This is a genomic window from Arthrobacter methylotrophus, from assembly GCF_039539965.1.
In the GTDB taxonomy this organism is placed as follows: domain Bacteria; phylum Actinomycetota; class Actinomycetes; order Actinomycetales; family Micrococcaceae; genus Arthrobacter; species Arthrobacter methylotrophus.
Genome location: NZ_BAABED010000001.1, coordinates 1839404 through 1857854, shown reverse-complemented (window position 1 = coordinate 1857854; position 18451 = coordinate 1839404). Strand labels below are relative to the sequence as shown.

General features: G+C 62.7%; 32 protein-coding genes. 13 read left to right on the top strand and 19 right to left on the bottom strand.

The features are described 5' to 3' along the window. Positions 1 to 67 precede the first annotated feature (67 nt). From ABD884_RS09755 to ABD884_RS09745, 3 genes are all read right to left on the bottom strand, one after another. The gene (locus tag ABD884_RS09755; protein WP_345044257.1) at positions 68 to 946 is read right to left on the bottom strand and encodes a GIY-YIG nuclease family protein; all 879 of its coding nucleotides are present in this window, start codon (positions 944 to 946) and stop codon (positions 68 to 70) included. Between the two features lie 146 nt (positions 947 to 1092). Next, positions 1093 to 1629, bottom strand: coding sequence for a hypothetical protein (locus tag ABD884_RS09750; RefSeq protein ID WP_345044254.1), 537 nt, complete (start codon positions 1627 to 1629; stop codon positions 1093 to 1095). 191 nt (positions 1630 to 1820) lie between these two features. Beyond that, positions 1821 to 2321, bottom strand: coding sequence for a hypothetical protein (locus ABD884_RS09745; RefSeq protein ID WP_345044250.1), 501 nt, complete (start codon positions 2319 to 2321; stop codon positions 1821 to 1823). A gap of 136 nt (positions 2322 to 2457) precedes the next feature. On the opposite strand from ABD884_RS09745, the gene ABD884_RS09740 reads away from it, so the two are divergent. Then, positions 2458 to 2937, top strand: coding sequence for a YqaE/Pmp3 family membrane protein (locus ABD884_RS09740; protein ID WP_345044245.1), 480 nt, complete (start codon positions 2458 to 2460; stop codon positions 2935 to 2937). A 77-nt stretch (positions 2938 to 3014) separates the two neighbouring features. On the opposite strand, the gene ABD884_RS09735 is transcribed toward ABD884_RS09740, so the two are convergent. From ABD884_RS09735 to ABD884_RS09725, 3 genes are all read right to left on the bottom strand, one after another. After that, positions 3015 to 3530 carry a hypothetical protein gene (locus ABD884_RS09735; protein WP_345044240.1) on the bottom strand — a complete coding sequence of 172 codons (516 nt, stop codon included), beginning with the start codon at positions 3528 to 3530 and terminating at the stop codon, positions 3015 to 3017. Between the two features lie 2 nt (positions 3531 to 3532). Continuing rightward, on the bottom strand, positions 3533 to 4063 hold the full coding sequence (locus ABD884_RS09730; protein ID WP_345044236.1) for a hypothetical protein: 531 nt from the start codon (positions 4061 to 4063) through the stop codon (positions 3533 to 3535). 173 nt (positions 4064 to 4236) lie between these two features. Then, positions 4237 to 4686 (bottom strand): hypothetical protein, encoded by a 450-nt coding sequence (locus ABD884_RS09725; protein ID WP_345044232.1) that lies wholly within the window; start codon positions 4684 to 4686, stop codon positions 4237 to 4239. 164 nt (positions 4687 to 4850) lie between these two features. Between ABD884_RS09725 and ABD884_RS09720 the strand changes: the two genes are divergently transcribed. Genes ABD884_RS09720 through ABD884_RS09705 form a run of 4 tightly spaced genes read left to right on the top strand, consistent with a single transcriptional unit; the run spans position 4851 to position 7065 of the window. After that, positions 4851 to 5483, top strand: a complete 633-nt coding sequence (locus ABD884_RS09720) for a GNAT family N-acetyltransferase (protein ID WP_345044229.1) — start codon at positions 4851 to 4853, stop codon at positions 5481 to 5483. A gap of 42 nt (positions 5484 to 5525) precedes the next feature. Then, complete coding sequence (locus ABD884_RS09715) at positions 5526 to 6143, top strand: signal peptidase I (RefSeq protein ID WP_345044223.1); 618 nt, start codon at positions 5526 to 5528, stop codon at positions 6141 to 6143. Positions 6144 to 6195: 52 nt separating this feature from the next. Beyond that, positions 6196 to 6684, top strand: coding sequence for a hypothetical protein (locus ABD884_RS09710; protein ID WP_345044217.1), 489 nt, complete (start codon positions 6196 to 6198; stop codon positions 6682 to 6684). Between the two features lie 9 nt (positions 6685 to 6693). Further along, a complete protein-coding gene (locus ABD884_RS09705; RefSeq protein WP_345044210.1) occupies positions 6694 to 7065 on the top strand; it encodes a VOC family protein in 372 nt (123 codons plus the stop codon). 293 nt (positions 7066 to 7358) lie between these two features. Here ABD884_RS09705 and ABD884_RS09700 read toward each other — a convergent pair whose 3' ends face one another. Further along, on the bottom strand, positions 7359 to 7748 hold the full coding sequence (locus ABD884_RS09700; RefSeq protein ID WP_345044206.1) for a hypothetical protein: 390 nt from the start codon (positions 7746 to 7748) through the stop codon (positions 7359 to 7361). 158 nt (positions 7749 to 7906) lie between these two features. Between ABD884_RS09700 and ABD884_RS09695 the strand changes: the two genes are divergently transcribed. From ABD884_RS09695 to ABD884_RS09685, 3 genes are read left to right on the top strand one after another with little or no spacing between them, the layout of a single operon-like run. Next, positions 7907 to 8254 (top strand): hypothetical protein, encoded by a 348-nt coding sequence (locus tag ABD884_RS09695; protein ID WP_345044202.1) that lies wholly within the window; start codon positions 7907 to 7909, stop codon positions 8252 to 8254. Continuing rightward, a complete protein-coding gene (locus tag ABD884_RS09690) occupies positions 8251 to 8658 on the top strand; it encodes a hypothetical protein (protein WP_345044197.1) in 408 nt (135 codons plus the stop codon). The genes ABD884_RS09695 and ABD884_RS09690 overlap by 4 nt, the downstream gene beginning before the upstream one ends. Further along, complete coding sequence (locus ABD884_RS09685) at positions 8655 to 8825, top strand: hypothetical protein (protein ID WP_345044192.1); 171 nt, start codon at positions 8655 to 8657, stop codon at positions 8823 to 8825. The genes ABD884_RS09690 and ABD884_RS09685 overlap by 4 nt, the downstream gene beginning before the upstream one ends. Positions 8826 to 8899: 74 nt before the next feature. Here ABD884_RS09685 and ABD884_RS09680 read toward each other — a convergent pair whose 3' ends face one another. Next, entirely contained in the window at positions 8900 to 9664 is a 765-nt protein-coding gene (locus tag ABD884_RS09680) for a tRNA(His) guanylyltransferase Thg1 family protein (protein ID WP_345044189.1), read from the bottom strand. 54 nt (positions 9665 to 9718) lie between these two features. Continuing rightward, complete coding sequence (locus ABD884_RS09675; RefSeq protein WP_345044185.1) at positions 9719 to 9844, bottom strand: hypothetical protein; 126 nt, start codon at positions 9842 to 9844, stop codon at positions 9719 to 9721. Between the two features lie 281 nt (positions 9845 to 10125). Between ABD884_RS09675 and ABD884_RS09670 the strand changes: the two genes are divergently transcribed. Together ABD884_RS09670 and cspE are read left to right on the top strand one after the other, a co-directional pair. Then, entirely contained in the window at positions 10126 to 10452 is a 327-nt protein-coding gene (locus ABD884_RS09670) for a hypothetical protein (protein WP_345044182.1), read from the top strand. 138 nt (positions 10453 to 10590) lie between these two features. Then, positions 10591 to 10794 carry a transcription antiterminator/RNA stability regulator CspE gene (cspE, locus tag ABD884_RS09665; RefSeq protein WP_345044177.1) on the top strand — a complete coding sequence of 68 codons (204 nt, stop codon included), beginning with the start codon at positions 10591 to 10593 and terminating at the stop codon, positions 10792 to 10794. 58 nt (positions 10795 to 10852) lie between these two features. Here cspE and ABD884_RS09660 read toward each other — a convergent pair whose 3' ends face one another. Then, a complete protein-coding gene (locus tag ABD884_RS09660) occupies positions 10853 to 12046 on the bottom strand; it encodes an HD domain-containing protein (RefSeq protein ID WP_345054697.1) in 1194 nt (397 codons plus the stop codon). After that, positions 11946 to 12545 (bottom strand): nucleotidyltransferase family protein, encoded by a 600-nt coding sequence (locus tag ABD884_RS09655; protein WP_345044170.1) that lies wholly within the window; start codon positions 12543 to 12545, stop codon positions 11946 to 11948. The genes ABD884_RS09660 and ABD884_RS09655 overlap by 101 nt, the downstream gene beginning before the upstream one ends. A gap of 129 nt (positions 12546 to 12674) precedes the next feature. Here ABD884_RS09655 and ABD884_RS09650 point away from each other — a divergent pair, with 129 nt between their 5' ends. The 3 genes from ABD884_RS09650 to ABD884_RS09640 all read left to right on the top strand — a co-directional run bounded on the left by ABD884_RS09650 (position 12675) and on the right by ABD884_RS09640 (position 14815). Then, positions 12675 to 13631, top strand: a complete 957-nt coding sequence (locus ABD884_RS09650; protein ID WP_345044166.1) for an AcrVA2 family anti-CRISPR protein — start codon at positions 12675 to 12677, stop codon at positions 13629 to 13631. Positions 13632 to 13709: 78 nt separating this feature from the next. Continuing rightward, positions 13710 to 14075 carry a hypothetical protein gene (locus ABD884_RS09645; RefSeq protein ID WP_345044164.1) on the top strand — a complete coding sequence of 122 codons (366 nt, stop codon included), beginning with the start codon at positions 13710 to 13712 and terminating at the stop codon, positions 14073 to 14075. Continuing rightward, entirely contained in the window at positions 14072 to 14815 is a 744-nt protein-coding gene (locus ABD884_RS09640) for a hypothetical protein (protein WP_345044161.1), read from the top strand. The genes ABD884_RS09645 and ABD884_RS09640 overlap by 4 nt, the downstream gene beginning before the upstream one ends. A 72-nt stretch (positions 14816 to 14887) precedes the next feature. Here ABD884_RS09640 and ABD884_RS09635 read toward each other — a convergent pair whose 3' ends face one another. The 8 genes from ABD884_RS09635 to ABD884_RS09600 all read right to left on the bottom strand — a co-directional run bounded on the left by ABD884_RS09635 (position 14888) and on the right by ABD884_RS09600 (position 18450). Beyond that, the gene (locus tag ABD884_RS09635; RefSeq protein WP_345044158.1) at positions 14888 to 15013 is read right to left on the bottom strand and encodes a hypothetical protein; all 126 of its coding nucleotides are present in this window, start codon (positions 15011 to 15013) and stop codon (positions 14888 to 14890) included. Between the two features lie 328 nt (positions 15014 to 15341). Continuing rightward, on the bottom strand, positions 15342 to 15818 hold the full coding sequence (gene dut / locus ABD884_RS09630) for a dUTP diphosphatase (RefSeq protein ID WP_345054693.1): 477 nt from the start codon (positions 15816 to 15818) through the stop codon (positions 15342 to 15344). Continuing rightward, the gene (locus ABD884_RS09625) at positions 15809 to 16351 is read right to left on the bottom strand and encodes a nucleoside triphosphate pyrophosphohydrolase family protein (RefSeq protein ID WP_345044154.1); all 543 of its coding nucleotides are present in this window, start codon (positions 16349 to 16351) and stop codon (positions 15809 to 15811) included. Before ABD884_RS09625 ends, dut begins: the two co-directional genes overlap by 10 nt. 17 nt (positions 16352 to 16368) lie before the next feature. After that, positions 16369 to 16527 carry a hypothetical protein gene (locus tag ABD884_RS09620; protein WP_345044151.1) on the bottom strand — a complete coding sequence of 53 codons (159 nt, stop codon included), beginning with the start codon at positions 16525 to 16527 and terminating at the stop codon, positions 16369 to 16371. Between the two features lie 3 nt (positions 16528 to 16530). Continuing rightward, positions 16531 to 17001, bottom strand: coding sequence for a hypothetical protein (locus ABD884_RS09615; RefSeq protein ID WP_345044148.1), 471 nt, complete (start codon positions 16999 to 17001; stop codon positions 16531 to 16533). A gap of 65 nt (positions 17002 to 17066) precedes the next feature. Continuing rightward, a complete protein-coding gene (locus ABD884_RS09610; RefSeq protein ID WP_345044143.1) occupies positions 17067 to 17648 on the bottom strand; it encodes a hypothetical protein in 582 nt (193 codons plus the stop codon). Next, positions 17645 to 18004, bottom strand: a complete 360-nt coding sequence (locus ABD884_RS09605; protein ID WP_345044140.1) for a hypothetical protein — start codon at positions 18002 to 18004, stop codon at positions 17645 to 17647. The genes ABD884_RS09610 and ABD884_RS09605 overlap by 4 nt, the downstream gene beginning before the upstream one ends. 14 nt (positions 18005 to 18018) lie before the next feature. Next, positions 18019 to 18450, bottom strand: coding sequence for a hypothetical protein (locus ABD884_RS09600; protein ID WP_345044135.1), 432 nt, complete (start codon positions 18448 to 18450; stop codon positions 18019 to 18021). Position 18451 lies beyond the last annotated feature (1 nt).

Here is an 18451-nt window from a genome sequence, read left to right as displayed (position 1 = left end):
GAAGCATTGCCGACGCCGGTGAGAGTTGTGTTGCCGCTGCTTTTTCTGAGCTGCAGCGCCTTAGGGGCTAGTTCAGCGCTTCATCCTCGAGCTGCTGGAAAGTCTTCCCAGCTGGCGTCTTCCATGTGATTCTGCCGTTGACGTTACCGCCCACGACAACAGCGCCGGCGGTACTCGGGCTGCTGAACAGCTGGTCCTTCACGAAGACATACTCGTTGCCGCGAATCTCCACGACGCCCTGCTCCACAAGGTCTTGTCGGCGCCGGACCAGCGAAGCTGAGAGGGACGGGCGATGCGTTGCCTTGCCGACGGATCCGGCAAGAACCAAAAGGCCCTCTGTGGTGGGTTTTGCCCTCGCTTCGGTGCCACCCTCCCGGAAAACCAGCGTCTCGGCTACGCCGTTGCTGCGGGAGTCTCCCATGCGAATTTCTTTCACCGGCTCCAGCACCGGGTACCCAAGGGTGGTGAGGAGGACTGAGATGGTCTCAAGGTATTCTCGGCAGTCCGACTCCAGGGGTGCTGGTGTGTGTGGGTTTGAAGCGTAGTTGTCGTTGTCCAGGTCGTAGCGGCCTGCTTCGGTGGCCTTCTTGATCGCGGTCCACTCCATGAAGCCTGTGTGAGTGTTAGTCCAGGCATTGGTGAGCGAGACGGCGACCAGCGCGTGGTCCCAGAACTCCTTCTTCTCCGAGTGCGTCTTCAGCCTGTCGCCGACGGCTCCTGACTGGCCGATGTAGCAGGCGGGCTGGCCAGCAGGTGAAGAACCAAACAGGAAGTAGACGCTCACCTGCTTGGACTCCAACATGCTCCGGAAGTCTGGCAGCAGCGGCCGTGGCACTTCGAAGACACGCACTGTTCGCGTGGTGATCTCGGCCATCCGAATTCCGGCAGGGTCTCCTTGAGGGAGATAGATCTGGATCGTCTGAGGTAGCGGTGCATCCCGAAGCATGCGTAAATCCTTCCACAGCATTTCGCATCATCCGGGACGACAGATGGCAATGTAGTTCCGCGCCGACGACAAGTGCAGGGTCCCAAAACGCAGGAACCGACTCTCGGGGAGCGCTATTAGTAAGCCTCGATGAGTTCCAGCTTCGCTTAAGTGACCCGGCCGAGACTGTCGCGGTCGAAGTAGTCGGAATGTGAGTAAACCGTCCAGCGGTACTTGCCGGGAGTGACTTCGAAAACCGTGTAAGTGTCGAACGCAAATTCGGCGTTGGCTGCAGCGACCTCCGGGCCCCCGTGTTCCAACCAGTTCCGGTAGTCGGTGAGCATTGTCGCCCAGAGGTCAGTGCAAATCTTCGCGACGACGGTCTCGTCGTCGTTGAAGGCCGGGTCCTCGTCCTCGATCCAGGCGGGGGTGACAACCCGAATGAGACCGTCAGTCCTCCGGGTAACGCTCGGGCAGCTGTTGCCGACAAAGGCGTAGGCGGTGTTGGTTCGTGCCGCGAACTCCTTCGCCCAAGCGTCGAGTCCGAATCCATAGTTGATGGAAAACGGCGGCTCGACGTCGAAGTGCTTTACCGAACGCAGGTCATCGGTGGCAATCAAGCGTCCTGAGGGAACTGAAATTTCAATGACGGTGTTGCCGAGGAAGGTGGGCTGCTTGGCGTAGTAATCAGAGGTGCGGGTCATGGTTTTCTTTCCGTTTGACAGGCGTAGTGCCGACCTTGTGTTGGGCCGCCAGCCATGTGTGCGGCGTCATTATTGCGGCTAACCGGTGCGTCATTCTGAAAGCTCACGTAAAGGAATATGCGTAGACGATCTGAGGGGCCGCAGAAGAAAGGCCCCGCCGTGTGGCGAGGCCTTCCATTCATGCGCCGGAACTACCAGCTGACATGTGGATTTGCGCGGCCATAGAGAGCGCTCAGACGGACGTTGACGGGGTAGCCGCTGTCCGTTGCGCGCTTTTCGAGGACCTTCATCAGGGAGAGTCCAAGTCTGCCTTCGGCCTCCTCGTGATCACGACCGGGCTCGACCTCGTCAGATTCCGGGTACGTGGCTTCCCATTCGATGGCATTGGCATAGGCTTCCGCGTCGGAAGCCGTGATGTCGATCCGTACGTTGGCTTCGAGCCGGAGGTAGCCCTCGCTGAGGTCCACGTAGCTGCGCTTGCCGAACTGCACACCCTGGCACCCGTATGCCGTCAGGGTCTCCATACGGCTCAGGAAGGAGGCGAGGTAGCCGTCGTACGCGGCGTGCTGAGGAAACTCGCGGGTGCCATCAGCCCACGGCATCTCGATCGTCGGGACGATGTGCACCTCGGCTTCCATGGTGATGATGCTTGCGGGTGATCCTTCAAGGGCCTGCTCGGAGGTCTGGGTCATGTGCGTCCTCGTGGTGGTGCCGAATTCGTCCGGGGCTCCGGACAGTCAGCCCTCATGTGTGCGGCGCGTTCGCCCTAACTCTCCAGCGGCTTAATCGCGCTTTACCGGAGGGACGATTCGAGGCTTGAGGGGATCAATGGGTTACGCGCACTATTTCCCTGACCTGAAAGCGACAGCCAGCGTCATCGCCCTACGCCCAGAAGATCGTCGACACCTCATCAGCGACCACCTGGGGACGAAGGGACAGGGCTTGCCGGTCCTCAACGAGGCGGAGGGGATCCGTCCGAGCGGATACGAAGAAGCCGGCGTTGCCCTGTTTGAAAGGGCGGTGCGGTCGCTTGCCGGCGTCGCGCAGGTCGCCTTGGAGCTAGACGTCGAATCCACGCAGCCAACCCGTGCGCGATCCAGTCAGCCGGCGACCCAACATATGAGGCAGGATGAGGGCATGAAGAAGATCCTGCTGATCGTCCTGTGTTTCTTCCTGCCGCCGCTGGCCGTATTCCTGCACGAGGGCCTGAACCGGAAGGTCCTCTGGGCGCTGCTGTGGCAGCTTCTCGGGCACTTCCCCGGAGTTGTTTACGGCATCCTGGTGGTCACCAAAGACCCCGCGAAATAGCCAGACCGGACCGATTCCGGCTTGCCGTCAGGAACGGCCGGGCGCTTCAGGCTGCCAGGTCATGGCTGTTTTCCGGGCTAGGGCTTCCGTTTGAGCTCGGCAGAGAGCAGCAAGTCAAAACTTTCCAGCCCGTAGTCCGGAGCGGTGACTTTAGCGATGATTTGCTTCACGCCGGGCTCCTTGTCAACCACTTTGAGTTCGATCCCCGGCACGCCATTGATGTGCAACGGCAGACCGTGGCCACCCTCGATCAGTTCATCTAATTTCGTGACGGAAACCTTGGCCGTCGGGTCCCCAGTCATTTCAAGGATCAGTTCGTTGACCTTCCTGGTTAGCCTGGCCCGAAATACCTTCACCGCTGTTGGGGTGGATACCATTTCGGAAACTGTGTAGAGAGCGGCAACGGCAAAGCAGATGCCGATAACAATCAAGGGGTTCCTCATCGTTTCGATGAAGATCATAAGGAGAAGGCACAAGAGGAAGGTCAAGAAGCCGCAACCAATGAAGAGGCTGCTGGCGCTCCTGTCGTGACCCCCGGACCACTCCTTCATGGTGAAGCCTGTGAGGTGGTGCTCTCCATGCATGAGCGGCATTCTCAGTCCCCTTTCAGTTCGAGGAGCGCCTCGGCAAGCACGACAGCCTCGCTGGCTGCTCGCAAATCGTCACGGAGTCCCCCGTCCGGGCTTGCGGTCGTGGAGCCTTCCGCGGTTCCGGCAAGCCCTAGGACAATCCGGCTGAGGTTCTCCCGCTCCTCGGCAAGTTTGCGGGAGGACGTGAGTTTCTGCTTGCTCATCCGAAGATCTTGGAGTGACCTGTCGACGTCGTCCGTCCGCGCCCGGATTGCGTCCCGTCTTCCAGCTACGCGCTGCGCCCGACCTCTGAACATCGATGCCATCTTGAGGGAAACCTCGTGGAGGTCCTTGAGTCCGGATCCGTTGGCCGTGCTTCCGTTGCGAAGGAGTTCTTCTAACCGGATTTGTCGCCCCGCCCATTGCGTAAGACCAGAATTGTTGTGTGCCAGTGCCGAAGAAACGACATCGTGCGCCGTCATGAGGATGAGCCTCCGCTTGGTGAGGTTGGCAATCGCGGCATCGATGCGCTCCAGGAACTCCGCGTAGTTATCCATGTGCGTCCTGGCATCTCCCTCATGTCATTTCCGGTGCTTGAGCAGTCTATGGGCTGCATGCCGGTGTTAGCGTCAACCCGGGCCCTTTCAATCCGGACAGAAATCATGTGCGCGGAAGATCCTGAATAGCTCGCCGGACCCGAATGGTTCCCACGCAGTCTCGCCAGGCTGTATTACCTCCGCAGGACCGGGTAGAAGCCGTTGCGCCCGTGACCCAGCTCAACCTTCGGTGCGGTCTTTTCCTCTTCCGGTTTCTTGCGGCCGTTGGCGGCGCTCCGGCGAAGATAGCCGTCCTCCCAGGTCTTCCATTCGTCGGTGGCCTCGATCTCCTCCACCCGTTCCGTCAAAAACATCCGCATCTGGGGGGCGTTCCTGTACACCGGGTTGCGGACCAGCTTGTCCGGCTCGCCCAGGAACTTTTTGATGGCCGTCGGAGTCCAGGCCGGGTTGCGGTCATTCAGCGTGCCGGGACCCATCAGCTCGCGCTTATTCAGCGGTGCGTTGCCGACGTTGGGCCGGGTGTCGACAGGTGCAAGAGAGGTCAGGGACGGTTCGGCGTGAGCGGTGGGGGCAAACTGCCCGCCGATCCGGACGCCGCGGGGCTGTCGTGAAGTGGTCGTCATGCTCATTCTGTGTGCGGCTAATACCCCTGTTGCTCAGTGTTCGCCCGGAAGTTACTTCGATTTTTCCGGCGGCAGTGATGCTTTTCGGATGCGCCGCACACATGCGGTCAGAACGGCCAGCGGGCCGGCTCTCCGTTGCGTTCTCCTAGCACTGAAAGGCCGCCATGGCACTGCGTCTTCCCAACATCCTGCCGACCCTTCACACCGCCACGGGTCGCTTCGTCCTGAGCCCGTTCACTGACGCCCACATCGAGCCGCTTGCGCACATCCTGGCCAACGACGACATCTGGGCCCAGGGCTTCGGCGACGGCGACCACCGCCCCGGAACACACGAAGAAATCGTGGCCTATATCCGCCGCCGCTACGAGGGCCTGCGGATCTTCGCCATCCACTACACCGGGCTTCCCGGTGGGCTCTTGTTTGTCGGTACGACAGGCATCACCGAATCCCATGCCCGCACCGAGCGTGCCAAGATCGGCCGGACCGTCATCAACCCCGCCTTCTGGGGCATGAAGGCGAACCATGAAGTAAAGACCGCGCTGCTGGACTGGCTGTTCGCCCGCGGCGCCGGTCGTATCGAATGCGACGTCGACCCCCGCAACCACCGGTCCCTGACGTCCCTGACCAGGTTCGGCTTCACCGTCGAAGGCACCCGACGGCGCTCATCCCAGCGCGTGGACGGCACCTGGCGGGACATCGTGATCCTGTCCCTGCTCACCGAGGAATGGCCGGCGGCCCGTGAACGCTCGCTGCAAGCCCTGACCGGCTTCGCGTCCACGGGGATGCTGTCCGTCTAAGTCCTGGGCAGCAGTAATGGGATGTCCGCACACATCTCACCCATGACCACCCTCGCTATGCCTGAGATTATTGAGCCATCTCATCCCTCAGCCGCTCCAAAGAGCCTTCGGAGCCTCCTTGCCGACACTTTTACCTATGTGGCCCTCGGGTCCGCGCTGGCGCTGCTTGTCGCTGGCGGCGTCCTGCCTGCTCTGACGGGAGGAAAAGCCCTGACGGTCATGACCGGCTCGATGGCCCCCAGTCTGCCCCCTGGGCATATCCTGGTCTATCAGCCGGTCCCCGCCGATTCCCTCAAATCCGGGGATGTCATCGCCTACCAACCTGACACCAACATCACCGGCGGCATCCCGATCACACACCGGGTCATCGAAGTGGACTCAAACGACGGTCACGTGAGCCAGATCATCGTCCAGGGAGACGCGAACCCGGCCCCGGACAAGCCAGTGAAGCCCGGACAGATCATCGGCAAGATGGTCTACTACATCCCGTTCGCCGGAATGCTGCGCGTCCTCGCCTTCCACGCCGGTCTCGACTGGCTCGCCAACGTCGTTTGCCTCGCTATCGTCGGCTACTGCCTGCTGATGTGGGCTCGCGGCACCAGGCGGAGGCGTGGCTCTACCGGGCAGTCCGCGCAAACGGATCCGACGCCCCCAAGTTGAAGTATCTGCGCATGTTCCAGGGTAGATAGCACCCCACAGAACAGAGATCATCATGGCCCGGACCCAGCTCCGCCCCGACATCACCGCCGCCCGCACCAAAGCCAGGCTCTCCCCCGGCAGCGGACGCGAGCTCACCCGCCTCGAAGAAATGCTCGGGGTCGACGAGGCCGTGGAGGCGATGGCGCAGGCCCGCTACCAAGGCTGCTTCGGACTGGCCGTCCTCACGGATGCCCGGCTCATCTTCCTCTGCGACGGGGTCATCTGGAAGGTCAGCGACGACATCGCGCTGGAGCGGATTGGGCTCGTCCAGTGGCAGTCAGTCTTTGGCTTCGGCACGTTGACAGTCCATGTGGCCGGTACGCCATTGGAATTCACCGGGATCACCGGCACGGGCGGCGGCGCTGTCCTTCGCGGACTCCGTGAGCATCTGGCTGAAAAGGACCGGATCGAACGGCTGACCAGGGAGAGCGTCCTCTCCCTCACCGCACGTTTCAAGCCGGAGCCGGCACAGATGACTCCGGACTTCATGGCCGGGGTGTAAGAATGTGCCGTGGCTACACTCCGATACCTTGTCCTGGGATGCGATGACCTTGAGCGTGCTGTGCGCTTCTGGAGCCAACTGCTGGACTACCGGCCGCGGGATCACCACCGCACCGACCGCTGGTGCACCCTCGACCCCTGCTCTGGGGACGGAGCGTCGCTCGCTCTGCAGCTAAGCACCACACCTGTACAGGCCCATCCCCGGGTGCATCTCGATGTTGGTGTCCAGGACCCCGATGAGCAACAGTCCATGATCGACCGTGTCTGCGAACTCGGCGGCAGCCGGGTCGAATGGGACCAATACCCTGACGATCCGGATTTCGTGGTGGTCGCAGACACCGAAGGCAACAGGTTCTGCCTTATCGACCTGAGTCACACCTGACCCTCTCCTCTGCGCAGGAACCGGGTTGACCTAGCGATTCTTGCGGCCCGTTTTCCTGCTTCCAGGATCTGGCCGGCGCGGAGCGGTGAGAGACTCTGGGACCTCCGCACACATACGTGCCATAAGACGAACGTTCACGTCATCACCCGGGGTGTTTTCAAACTTTTGGCCCCGGGATGAAGCGAAGGTCGTTCCAGGGGGTACCTTACGGCCCCTGCTACGGAACTTCCTGCGGCCGCACATCAAGACCGGGCCGGCAATGTTGCCGACCCGGTTTTTATGTTGGACCTGACCTATCCATTCAGATGGATTTCCGCACCGTCATTTTTGCAACTCGTCACGACGTCGTTCCTCTGCAGGAAGAAGGCTGTGCCGTTGTCCTGGGTCTGGGACTGCTGGTAGGTGGTCGCATATTGGTAGGACTTCTGCATCACCACAAGGACATCCCCGTGCGCCCTGTCCGCTGCAGCCTTGATGCCGTCGGGCAGGTTTGCGAACTCCGCACGAACATCCGCCTGGCTCAAAGCCCCTGCCTGCTGGGCCTTCACGGCCGATTCCAGGCTGTTCTGAGCCGACTCGTACAGCTTGCAAGCATCCGCGTTTTGCGACGGGCCGCACCCGGCCAGAGCCACAGCCAGGAATGGCAACGCGGCCAATGCGGAAAGAATTGTGGAGCGCTTCATTGGTTCCCCTCAGTGGTTGGTCATCTCGAATCGTAGTTGGTGCGCCGATTCCCAGCGGGAATGACAGTTCGAGCCGGACACCGTGCCACGGTCGGGGCCAAAATAGTCCGCCGAGGAGCACGTCGCCGGGAAAGTGGGCTGCCGCACACATTCGAGGCATGAAATCTTCGACCTGGATGCTCGCGCCTGCCCGCCTGGCCCCGCCGCCACTGGATCCGCGGCCGCTGAAACACCCGAACTCGCCCGGTTTTCCGACGTCGGTCGTGGTTGCCCGTTCCTACGCGGCGGAGATCAAGGCTGACCGGGCCAAGCGGGTTCCGTGGCGGAAGATCGCCGAGAAGATGTCCATCTCCCGGATCGAAGCGATCCGTCTGGCGCACAGTCTGGACGAGGTTCTCGACGAAATCCGTGAGGCGGGATCAGCAGACAAACGACCGCAAGCTGCGATGGACTCGCAGCCCGAAGTCCCCTTGCCGCCGTCGCTGCCGCTTAGGCTGGTGCGGTGAACTCGACTCCATCCCCGAGCCCGATCGACGTGTTCGTCCACAATGCCCCGGCGGCGGACTGGCAGGTATGGGCAGCGTTCGCGCCTTTGCTTGCAGCGACCGTAGCGGCCCTCATCGCAGCTGCCGCCCTGTGGCAGAAGCGCCGTGCCGACAACCGGGCGGAGTGGTGGCGTCGGGCGCAATGGGCGTTGGACTCGGCCCTTGACGAAAAAGCGGAAAAGCAGGAAGTTGGTCTTGCGGTTCTGGAAGCTCTGAATACCAGCAAACTGGCCGGCCCGGAAGAGGCCCAGATCCTCGAAGAGGCGTGGAGGAAGCCCCTGCAGGAGGGCGAGGCGACACTGGATTTGCTTTCGGAAATGCCGGACAATGGAGAAAGCGAAGACTCGAAGGAGGTCGACCCATGAGCACAGTTGCCGAAAAGAAGGCCACCGGCGAAGCGCAGAAGCGTAAAGTAAGCCCGGCGCAGGAACGTGTCATCGTGCGGGCTGCCCGTCTCCGGCTGTCCACGGACAAGAAGCAGGGGCTTGAGAGCCCGGCGTGGGTCCGGAAGATCGCAAAGCGGCCTCTCTGATCCATCAAAGACTGCGTGCCAGCCCGGCGTAACCGGGCTGGCACTTTTGTTTCCGCCCCCTAGTGCCAGGAACCCTAGCCGGCCAGGCCGAGTGACTCCGCGGAATCAAAGAACGGTGCCGCAACCGGCGTCCAGACGTTGCGCTGAACATTGAGCGTCTTGAATTCGTGCAGCTTCGTGTGCCAGTACGTCACTGTCTCTTCGGTGGGCACCCTGCGAACGAGGGTTCCCTGCTTCACGGCCTGGTCCAGCCCGTCCCAGTAGATGCCCTTGTCGGCAAGCATGGCCTTGCGCTCCCGCACCGGCACCCCGGTCAGGGTCCTGTGGCTGAAGTGGTGGGCGGCGAGCATTCCGACACTGTTTTTCATCGCGTCGGCCTGCCGCCACCGCACGTATTCCAGCACCCCCTCCACACCGTCAAGGTGATGGGTGCGCCCGTCGAAGAGCGCCAGCGCATCCTCCTCCGGGCGGAGCCGGTTGAACTTGGCGGTCGCCAGGGCCGCCGACGTGGAGACGATCTTCTGCACCTGCCCGCCGAACCATGCCTGGGTGTTGGCGTTGCCGAGGTCGGAGATCACCACGGAGATCTCATCTGACTGGGTATAGGCGAACACGGCTCCGTCGATGTTCTCGCACAGGTACTGGGCCGTGCACTGCATGTCCCGGGTAAATTTCGGGTCGAACGGGCGCTGTAGGCGGCGCGTGTATTTGGAGAACCCCTTGCCGTCGACGCGGATCACCGCGTAGGACTTTTCGGGCAGAAATGTCCGGTACTGGAGTTCCAGCGCCTTCATGAAAACGGTGGACTGGTCCCGTCGTTCGGGTGCGGTGATCGTCATGCCAACCATGTGTGCGGAGAGGGTTGGGGTCCTCCCCGCCGTCTTACGACCTCGCTACGGCCAGTAGTCCGGATTCCGCCAGAATCCATCAACTGGCTTGTAGGCGTTCCTGACCCTTTCCGGGATGAAGGGTACCCCATCCTCTTCCGTGTCCTGGACCGGCACGGGTTTGTCCGTCATCTCCGGTCTATCGTTTAGCTCACCAGTTTCCTTCGGGTTTTTGGACATATTTCCCCAATGATTTGTCCGGATTGGTTGCGGTACGAGCTGCCCCTCAGCACCACTTCGCACATTAATGTGCAAGGCAATCTAAAGAAAGGGTGGTGTGCCTTGGCAGAAGGATTCTCGGTGATTTCACAGACTTCGGAATAGCATCCCAGCGGGCTAGTTTGGCAAGCATTTCGATCCGGTATGGCTGAACTCCGGGTAGCGCAGGCGGTCCCGCCGCACACATTGCGGGCATGAGCACTCTGAAGATCCCGGTCCTGTCCGGTTACCGGCAATCCAGCATCAGTCTCGGAGGCTCCGCCCCCGTCCGGGCATGGGTCGACGCGACTGGGGAAGCGTCCGCTGTCGTGCCCCACATGGACCTGATCCGGATGATTCGCCAGGAACCTCTGTTGCGCCTGACGTTCCTGGGCGACGGGGCTGTCCTGTCACGGGCAGGCAGCGATTTCATGGTGGCGCTGCCGCTGGTGTTCCTGGAAGGCGTCGGGTTGAAAAGCTACGACTTGAGCGGGGCCGGCCTGCCCATCTATGAGGCTGGCTCACCGTCTGTTGCTGCATAGATGTCATGCACAAGTCACTTCCGCTTCTAACGCAATTTCTTGCGGCGGCCGCAGGCCGCACATAGGCTCAAGCTTGTGAGTGGCCGGGACGGTAATCCGACGAGCGGAACCGACCAGCGACCCGTGAAGGAAATCAGCATGGCAACAGGTACTGTCAAGTGGTTCAACTCCGAAAAGGGCTTTGGTTTCATTGCCCCCGACGACGGAAGCGCTGACGTGTTCGCACACTATTCGGCAATCGCCTCGAGCGGTTACCGCTCCCTGGAAGAGAACCAGAAGGTTCAGTTCGACATCACCCAGGGCCCCAAGGGACCCCAGGCGGAGAACATCCAGGCTCTCTAAGCCTCAACAAGAGACCGGTCAGCCCACGTGACTGGCCGGTCTCTTGCTATGTCCGGACCTATGACCTAGCACCCGCTGCCAGGTCAGTTTCATGCCTTGCATCCTTGAGGGCTTTCGCGGCAGCCTTCTGCTCTTCCTGCTTTGCTTTCAGGAGGATCGTCTGGGCAGCTTTCTTCTTCGCGTGCTCTGCCTTGGCTTTTTGCAGGCGTCGATCTGCTTCCTTCAGGATCTCGGTCTGGTTGGCGGCCAGCCACTCCTTGACCCCTGCCTCATCATCGAACACGCCGTCGTCCTGGGCTTCCTGGGACTGGGTCACGATGATTCCCCACAGCTTCCCTTGCGGGATCCCGGCCTCGGCCAGGTGCGGACCTTTGAGCAGTGTCGTGCTGATGGCCTTCTCGTTCCCTAGCCGTTCGGCAATGGACAGCCAGTCCGGCAGGTGGTCCACTCCTTTGCGGGCGCCCTCACCGCGGCCAGCCTTGTCGGCTTCGACCAGCAGCGACCACTGCTCCAGGGTCGGGCCGCCGCCGGCATGATCCAGACGCCGCAGCAGCCGGCGCACCGCAGAGGGACTGACCTCGACGCCGCCGCCCGGGGTGTGGCACATGTGCTCCCGGATCAGGGGCAGGATCTTCTCGTGGTACCGGCCAGGGGCGCCGATCCGTTCCAGGAAATCTTTCGCCGGTTCAACGCCGGTTTCGTGGTGGCCGGCGGAAGTGATGGAGCCGTCCTCCTTGACCTTGGTGGAGTGAGCTTTGCCGAAGTCGTGCGTGATCGCGGCCAGGACCAGAATGGAGGTGTCTTCCTCGTCGAGTCCTTCCCGGCGGGCGATCGCGGCCGCCTGGTCGCCGGCCAGCCCGAGATGCACGTTCACGTCGCCTTCAGGGTGCCAGCGCAGGTCCTGGGGCACGCCGCGTGTCGCCGCCAGGCCGGGGAAATGCGACTCCCAGCCGGACGCATGCAGGACCTCCAGCGCCTTGGAGATATGGGTGCCTTGGGTGCTGAGCTTGCGGAATTGCTTCCAGATGCCGTCCTTGTGCAACTGGTCGAACGCCGGCGCCATCTCCCGGCACAGTTCTGCCGTCTCGGGTGCCAGTTCCATGTCGAAACGCCCGGCAAACTGGACACCTCGCAGCACCCGGAGCGGGTCCTCACTGAAGTGCTCCGAAGGGTGGCGGAGGATGCCGGCTTCCAGGTCGGCGCGGCCGCCGAGCGGATCCACGAGCTCCCCGGTCGCGGAGTCCCAGCCCATCGCGTTCATGGTGAAGTCGCGGCGGGCGAAGGCAGTCTCGAACGGCATATCCGGGTCGGTGTCGACGACGAAGCCGCGGTGGCCGTCCCCCGGTCTTGTTGTCCTGCCTGGGCAGGGCGACGTCAAAGTCCTGGCCGTTGAGGGAGGTGTTGAACACCCCGAAGTCCTGGCCGAATTCGTTGACATCTCCCGGCAAGGCCCTGCGGACTTCTTCCTTGGAGAGCCCGTACACCTCGATGTCGACGTCCATTGAATCGACCGATCCGCCCCGGGTGCGGGAGAGCAGCCCGTCGCGGACGGCGCCGCCGACGATCAGCGGGCGGCCGCCGGCGGCCCGCAGCGAGTTCAGAACGCGCTCGGTTTCCTGGGTGAGTTCGATCAGGTCCGGGATGGTGTCCCATTGCCGGGGCAGGGTGACGGCGGCCTCCGAATGGGTGCCGGGGGCGAACTGGCCGCCGACGGGAATGCCCTTTGGCTGTCGGGCGTGGATTGTGGTCATGCCCTATCTGTGTACGGCTGCAGCGGCAATGGCGTCTGACGAGGGAACCCGGGCGCGCCGCACACATGGCCTGTATCCGTAGGCCCGGGTTCACCCGCAGCCGCCCCCCTCGCAGGAAAGTAGGCTGATATGGCAAAGCCGAGGCCCATCCCACAGGCACGCACGCTGGAGATCCAGGAAGACATCTCATCGTGGATCTCGACCAAAAACGCCTTTGAATTCATCATGACAGAGCACGTGATGTCTCTGAAGCACGCCGAAGGCTTCGGCGCTGTCCCTCTTGAGGAGCGGATCCGCGGACTCTACCCACGACTCAAGCCTGCCGTCGACGCCGAGCGCGATGCCATCCGGCGGTCAACGCCGACTTTTTGCTCGACCGATTATTCAATGATGGCGCTGGCTATGGCCGCATCGGCGCCGGCGAACACAATCACAGCTGCGGACGCCGCTGCGCCGACCGGACTGCTTGTTTTCGAGGAGCCTATCGATATTGACGCAACAGAAGGCCAGCCTCCGATTCGGCAGGCGCGGGCGCTCTCGTGGCATCTCTTCGACACCGGAGAGCACGTTTGGCTCATCACCCGATTCTGGAGTGAGGACAAGAACAGCGCATCCCATATGAAGATTCCTGGCCGGTTGGCTCTCTACCCTGGGTGGATTACGCACGCAGGTGTTTCGGCCAACCCTGACAACGGAGTTGTCCGCCTGCTGCAGGCACATTTTGCGCTGCTGCGCTCACCTCTGACAGCGGACGAGCCCGCAGCTCGCGACCCGAAGATCACGCCGCGGACTAAGCGCAGTCTGGGCGACAACCTCCGCCGCGTCTATCTCCGGCACCCCGAGTACGCCCGGTACGAGGCTGACGAAGCGACCGCGGCCCGTGAAGGCCGGACGCCGATGCGGGCGCATTGGGTCCGGGGCCACTGGCGCAACCAGCACTACTCCACGTTGAACGAGAACCGCTGGATCTGGATTGACGGGTTCATCAAGGGCAACCCGGAGCACGGGACGGTATCCACCCTGAAGGTCGCGGTGGCCCGGGCCACAAGAGCCGAAATTCGGGAACTGGCCGGCGCGGCCGCTTAGCCCCCGGAGGGAGAGAGCGGAGCGCCTCGCCGCACACATGACGGGTAAGAAGCACCCGAGCTCGAGACGAGGACCTCCATGACCACCCTGACCGCCGTTCCTTCCCCGGCACAGATCCCCGCCGCCCGGCAGAACGCCCGCCTGTACCTGCAGTCCCGTGCCCTGACCGGCATCAAGCAGCACCTGCTTGGCGGCGGTTCGGACACCGAATTCATGATCCGCGTGGCCGGCAACGCACTGCGCGAGACAGCCCCTGTGGACAGCATCGACCAGGAGACGAGGCGTCACACCCGTGGCCTGGAAGCTCTCCGGCGCCACCTGACTGTGGGCGGCACCGACCGGGCCATCCTCATCGGCCTGGCCGTGAACGCCCTGACCGGCTACAGCCCGGCGACTGTGAAGGAAGCCGACGAGCTTGCCGCCTCACGGAAGGCAGCCGCATGATCCGCAACAACCCGGAGTACATGTTGGAGGACGGATCCCCCCGTTACGGGATCCGCACCACTGGCCTCGAATCCGTCGTGACACCGGCCAGGCCGCTTGCTACGGTGGCGCAGACCGCTGACGCCGCGGCTCAGCTGGATGGCGCCGAACTGAAGCTCGCCGCGCAGCACCGCTACATCCTGGACCGTTTCCGTCAGGACGCCGCGGTGATCTCATCGCTGCGTGAGGCGCACCCGGAGGAGCTGAAGCTCGCCGAAGCCGCAGTGGAAACACGTCTCGGCTCCCCCAAGGTATGGATCCGCGGCGCCCGAAAAGCTTATGTCGAAACCACGGTCGAAGACGCCGAAAAGACCGGCACCCTGGGCAGCCTGCTCGTAACCATGCTGATGTCCCTCGCCATCTCGATCGGGTCCCTGGTCATAATCATCGGAATGATGGTCCAGCAAACCCCGCCGCTGGTGTTCCTGGGCGTCAACCTCGCGCTGTGGCTTGGCCTCATCCCGATCCGCAAGAAACTGGAGCGGACCGCAGGCCACGGCACTCTTCCGGACAACGTCAGCAAGGACGAAGCCCGGGTCTTCTGGGATGACGTCGTGAACGCCACCTTCCTGGCCGTGCTGCAGAACAAGGGCATCGCCGTTGACCTTGCCACCGCCGCGGTGTTGACCCGCGGATGGAACCACACCAGGTACGTCGCATCAGTCGCGCAGGAACTTCGCACCAACCACACTGTTTCCTAGGACTTCAGAACCGGGGCTCCCCGGGCAACGAGGAAGCCCCGGAGCGGGAATCGCTCCGGGGCTTCTGTTTGTCTACTCGGCGGCCGGGGTCAGCTTGACGTAGCCGTACCGGTCCGAGCTGATCGTGTATTCGGTGCCGGTGGTTCCCGGCTCCCTGCCGGTACACCCAATGTCTGCGGGGCACCGGAATGCTTTCACCGCTCGGTTCGTGGCTTGGCCGTACACATGAACGGCGGAGGGGTCATTGGCCCCGGACGCAAAGAAACCCCGGAACGTTGCAGGTTCCGGGGCTTCTTCTTGTGGCAGACCTTTTCCGTTAGGTAGTCGGCTGCTGCATATTCTGATTCAAGGCTTGTCAGGTCACCCTACGGTCTTTCCTGACGTGCTGCATTCCACACATTAGCAGCAGCATCCGACAGTTTGGCAAGCGCCTAGCGGGAAAATACTTCGCCGCGAAGCTGACATTTCCGCAGGTCAGGGCACGAAGGGCCCGGTTCGACGAACGATCCGGGCCCTTCGCGGGTTGCTACGGGAGGGTAAAACCGCCTGTGGACCCGAATCCTTCGGCGCCACGTTCCGAGTCGGGAAGCTCCGCGGCCTGGATGAATGAAGCGATTTCGATCCGTTGGATGACCAGCTGGGCGATCCGATCTCCGCGCTTGAATTCCACGGGCTTGTGTTTGTCCGTGTTCAGCAGGCAGACCGAGATCTCACCCCGGTAACCGGCGTCGATGGTTCCCGGAGAGTTCACGACGGTGATGCCATGTTTGGCGGCAAGGCCCGAACGCGGGTGGATCAGCCCGACAGTCCCGAACGGAAGGGCGACGGCGACACCGGTCGGAACGAGCTTGCGTTCCCCCGGATCCAAGGTGACGTCGATGGTAGTGCGCAGGTCCGCGCCGGCATCCCCGGGCTTCGCGTAAGAGGGCGCTTCGATGCCCTGGTCGAGCATCTTCAGTTGCACGTCCAGGGTGTCCACGGCCTCGATGGTTGTCACCTGTATTCGCCCGCGCCCTGCAGGACACCGCGCTCGGCACGGTCCTTGAGCTTGGCGACGTTCGCGAACGCCAGGTCCTGGATGGACCAGCCGTGGCGGGCCGCGGTGATGCCGAGCAGGTGCAGGAGAGCCAGGACGTCGCCCCACTGGGTGAAGTCGGTCTGGACAACAGCGCGAGGCACCGGCATGAACGCTTCGATGACGCTGCGCTCGACATGGACGGACTTCTGCAGTTCGGCCAGGGACTTGCCCCAGATCAGGCCGGCGTTGTGGGTGTCGAACTCGACGATGCTGCGGGTGATGTACCAAAGGGCGTCACCCATCTGACGCTGCAGGTCGATGAGCCGGTCCGGGGTGAAGTCCCCGGCGTCATCCCGTTCGGCCTTCTGGTAGTCGGCGGCTACAGCGCCGATCAGTTCCGAGTACAGGCCCAGGGTGACGTGGCGCCGTGCCCGGTGCGAACCGGTGCCGGCTTCCGGGTAGATCGCGAACTGCTCGATAGCGTCCCGGTATTCGCCGAGTGTGTGCAGGTGTGACATGGTCGTTCGTTCTTCTTTCAGTAGGAGCCGGCAGTGCGTTCGTGGCGCATGGCGGCTTTCTTTTCTTTGGCTTTCGCGGATTTCTTGGCCCGTCGGCGGCTGCCGGGACTGTTGCAACAGGAGCAGCCGTTATAGGCGAGTCCGTCCCTGGCGCAGCTTCGGCCGTTGTTCAGCAAGGTTCAGCCTTCGATCTGCAGGAGCGGTTTGACGGTCCCTGTGGTGTAAGCCAGCTCAATTCCCGCTTTGGTCTCCTCGAACACGGTCCGCCCATTGGGCAAGACAATGTGGGCCAGAAATTCCTGTTCGAAGGACACGATGCCGGCGGCGACCGCCTCGAGCTTGGCCTTCACGACCAGGTTCAGGGCGCGCCAGGACTGGCGGACCGCTGCTTCGTATTCCTTTTCCGCTGCTTCCGGGGTACGCCGCTGGTTTTTCGCGGGAGTGTGCGTGAACCTGCGATCGTTTTTGTCAGGCAGCGGCAGGATGAAACGGACCTGTCGGCCGTTGGCAGTGAAAGCCAGAGCGGCCCGGGTCTCCTCCCAGCCGTACATGAAGGATGTCGCCCCGTAGCGGGTGAGTGTCCGCTCGATTTCGGCCCGGGATGCGGAGCTGTCCACGGTGGTGCCTTGGGCGTAGCGTGCGGCGGTCATGGTTTCCTTCCCGGTGAGATCGTGCTGGTAAAAGTCCTATGCGGGACCGGAGGCGACGGGTGTCCTCAGATGGTTCGGGCGCCCATTTCCTTCTCCCCGGCAAGGTAGTAGGCGTAGTCCTCTTCCAGGAGCTGCTGGGTGTTTTTCGCGGCCCCGGAGTCCAGGTCTCGCAGGTACGCCAAAACACGCTGTTTCGGGGTGGCCTGCGGGTAGCGGGAATCCGCACCGTCGTTGATCGGATAGACCATATAAGTCGAGGCCCAGAGGTTTTCGAAACCGCTCCAGAGAGCGTTCCCGCGCGCATCGTTGACGCCCATATTGAACAGGTGCCCGAAGAAGCAGTTGGTGGTGCCGTCGGCTGAGCGAACCGTGTCTACCCGCCATGCGTCCTCCTCGGTTGCTTCCATGTAAGCGATGATCGAATCCAGGGTCCCGAGCTTCAGATCGGCCCAGGCGCCGTCGGTCAGTTCCGGGCATTGGTCCGCCGGGTGGCCCTGGCGCATCGTTTTGGCGTGCTCGAACGGATGCTGGTCGCAGGCGGGGTGGACGTTCTCGACGTCCACCAGACCGCAGGGCGCCTTGGGGCAGGGGCAGTTGTCCTCTACCGGGGTGCCGGTAAAGGATCGGCCAATATGCAGAGCGGTCATGCGGTCCTCCTCAGGGGACTCTGTGCAACGGCCTTGGAGGCCTGGATGCGAAGGCGCCGTTCACGGGCGGCCATGAACGAGTTCAGACCCGCGATGGTGTGTTCGAGGTGCACGTCTTTGCGCCCGTTAGGAAGAGGCGGTGCGGTCTCGGCTGTGACCACCGGCTTCGCCGGCTGCCGCGGGGTCTTGTTCCGGTCAGTGGGCCCGTTGGGCTGGACGCAGGACTTGCACTTGCCCGAGTGACCCCACGCCATCGTGCCGGGCATCTCCTTGAGGAGCACACCGCGGGGACGCATGGGCCGGTTGCAGTCGATGCAGAGGCAGAGCGGCTTCGGGGTTTCTGGGATGGTACTCACGACTGGGTTCTTTCTTAGCTGATCTGTTCGAGAAATTCGGTGATGGGGGTGCGTCCGGCGAGGCTGCCTTCAGCGGGGATGCCGCGGCGTTGGCGGTCCCGTTCGATGCTGGTTCGGAGGCTGGTCAGGTAGCCGACCCGTTCGACCGAGATGAAGCGGTCGGCGGGGTCCTTGCCGCAGGCGACGTAGTCGCAGACGCGGCACTGGTTGTCGCCCCAGGCCGGGAAGGTCCCCGGGTACTGGGATTCGGTGGTGCCTTGCGGGCGCATCCGTGTGTTGCAGCCCTTGCAGCGGGGCAGCTCTTCGGTGATGTCAGCTTCGAGGTCCGGGACGGCCACGAGGTGAGCAACAACCGGTGTTGACTCGGTTGCGGCCGTCAGGAGCTCGCGTTCGATTTCGAACAGGCCACGACGGGAGGGCATGCAGGTGTTGGACTCGGAGGACATG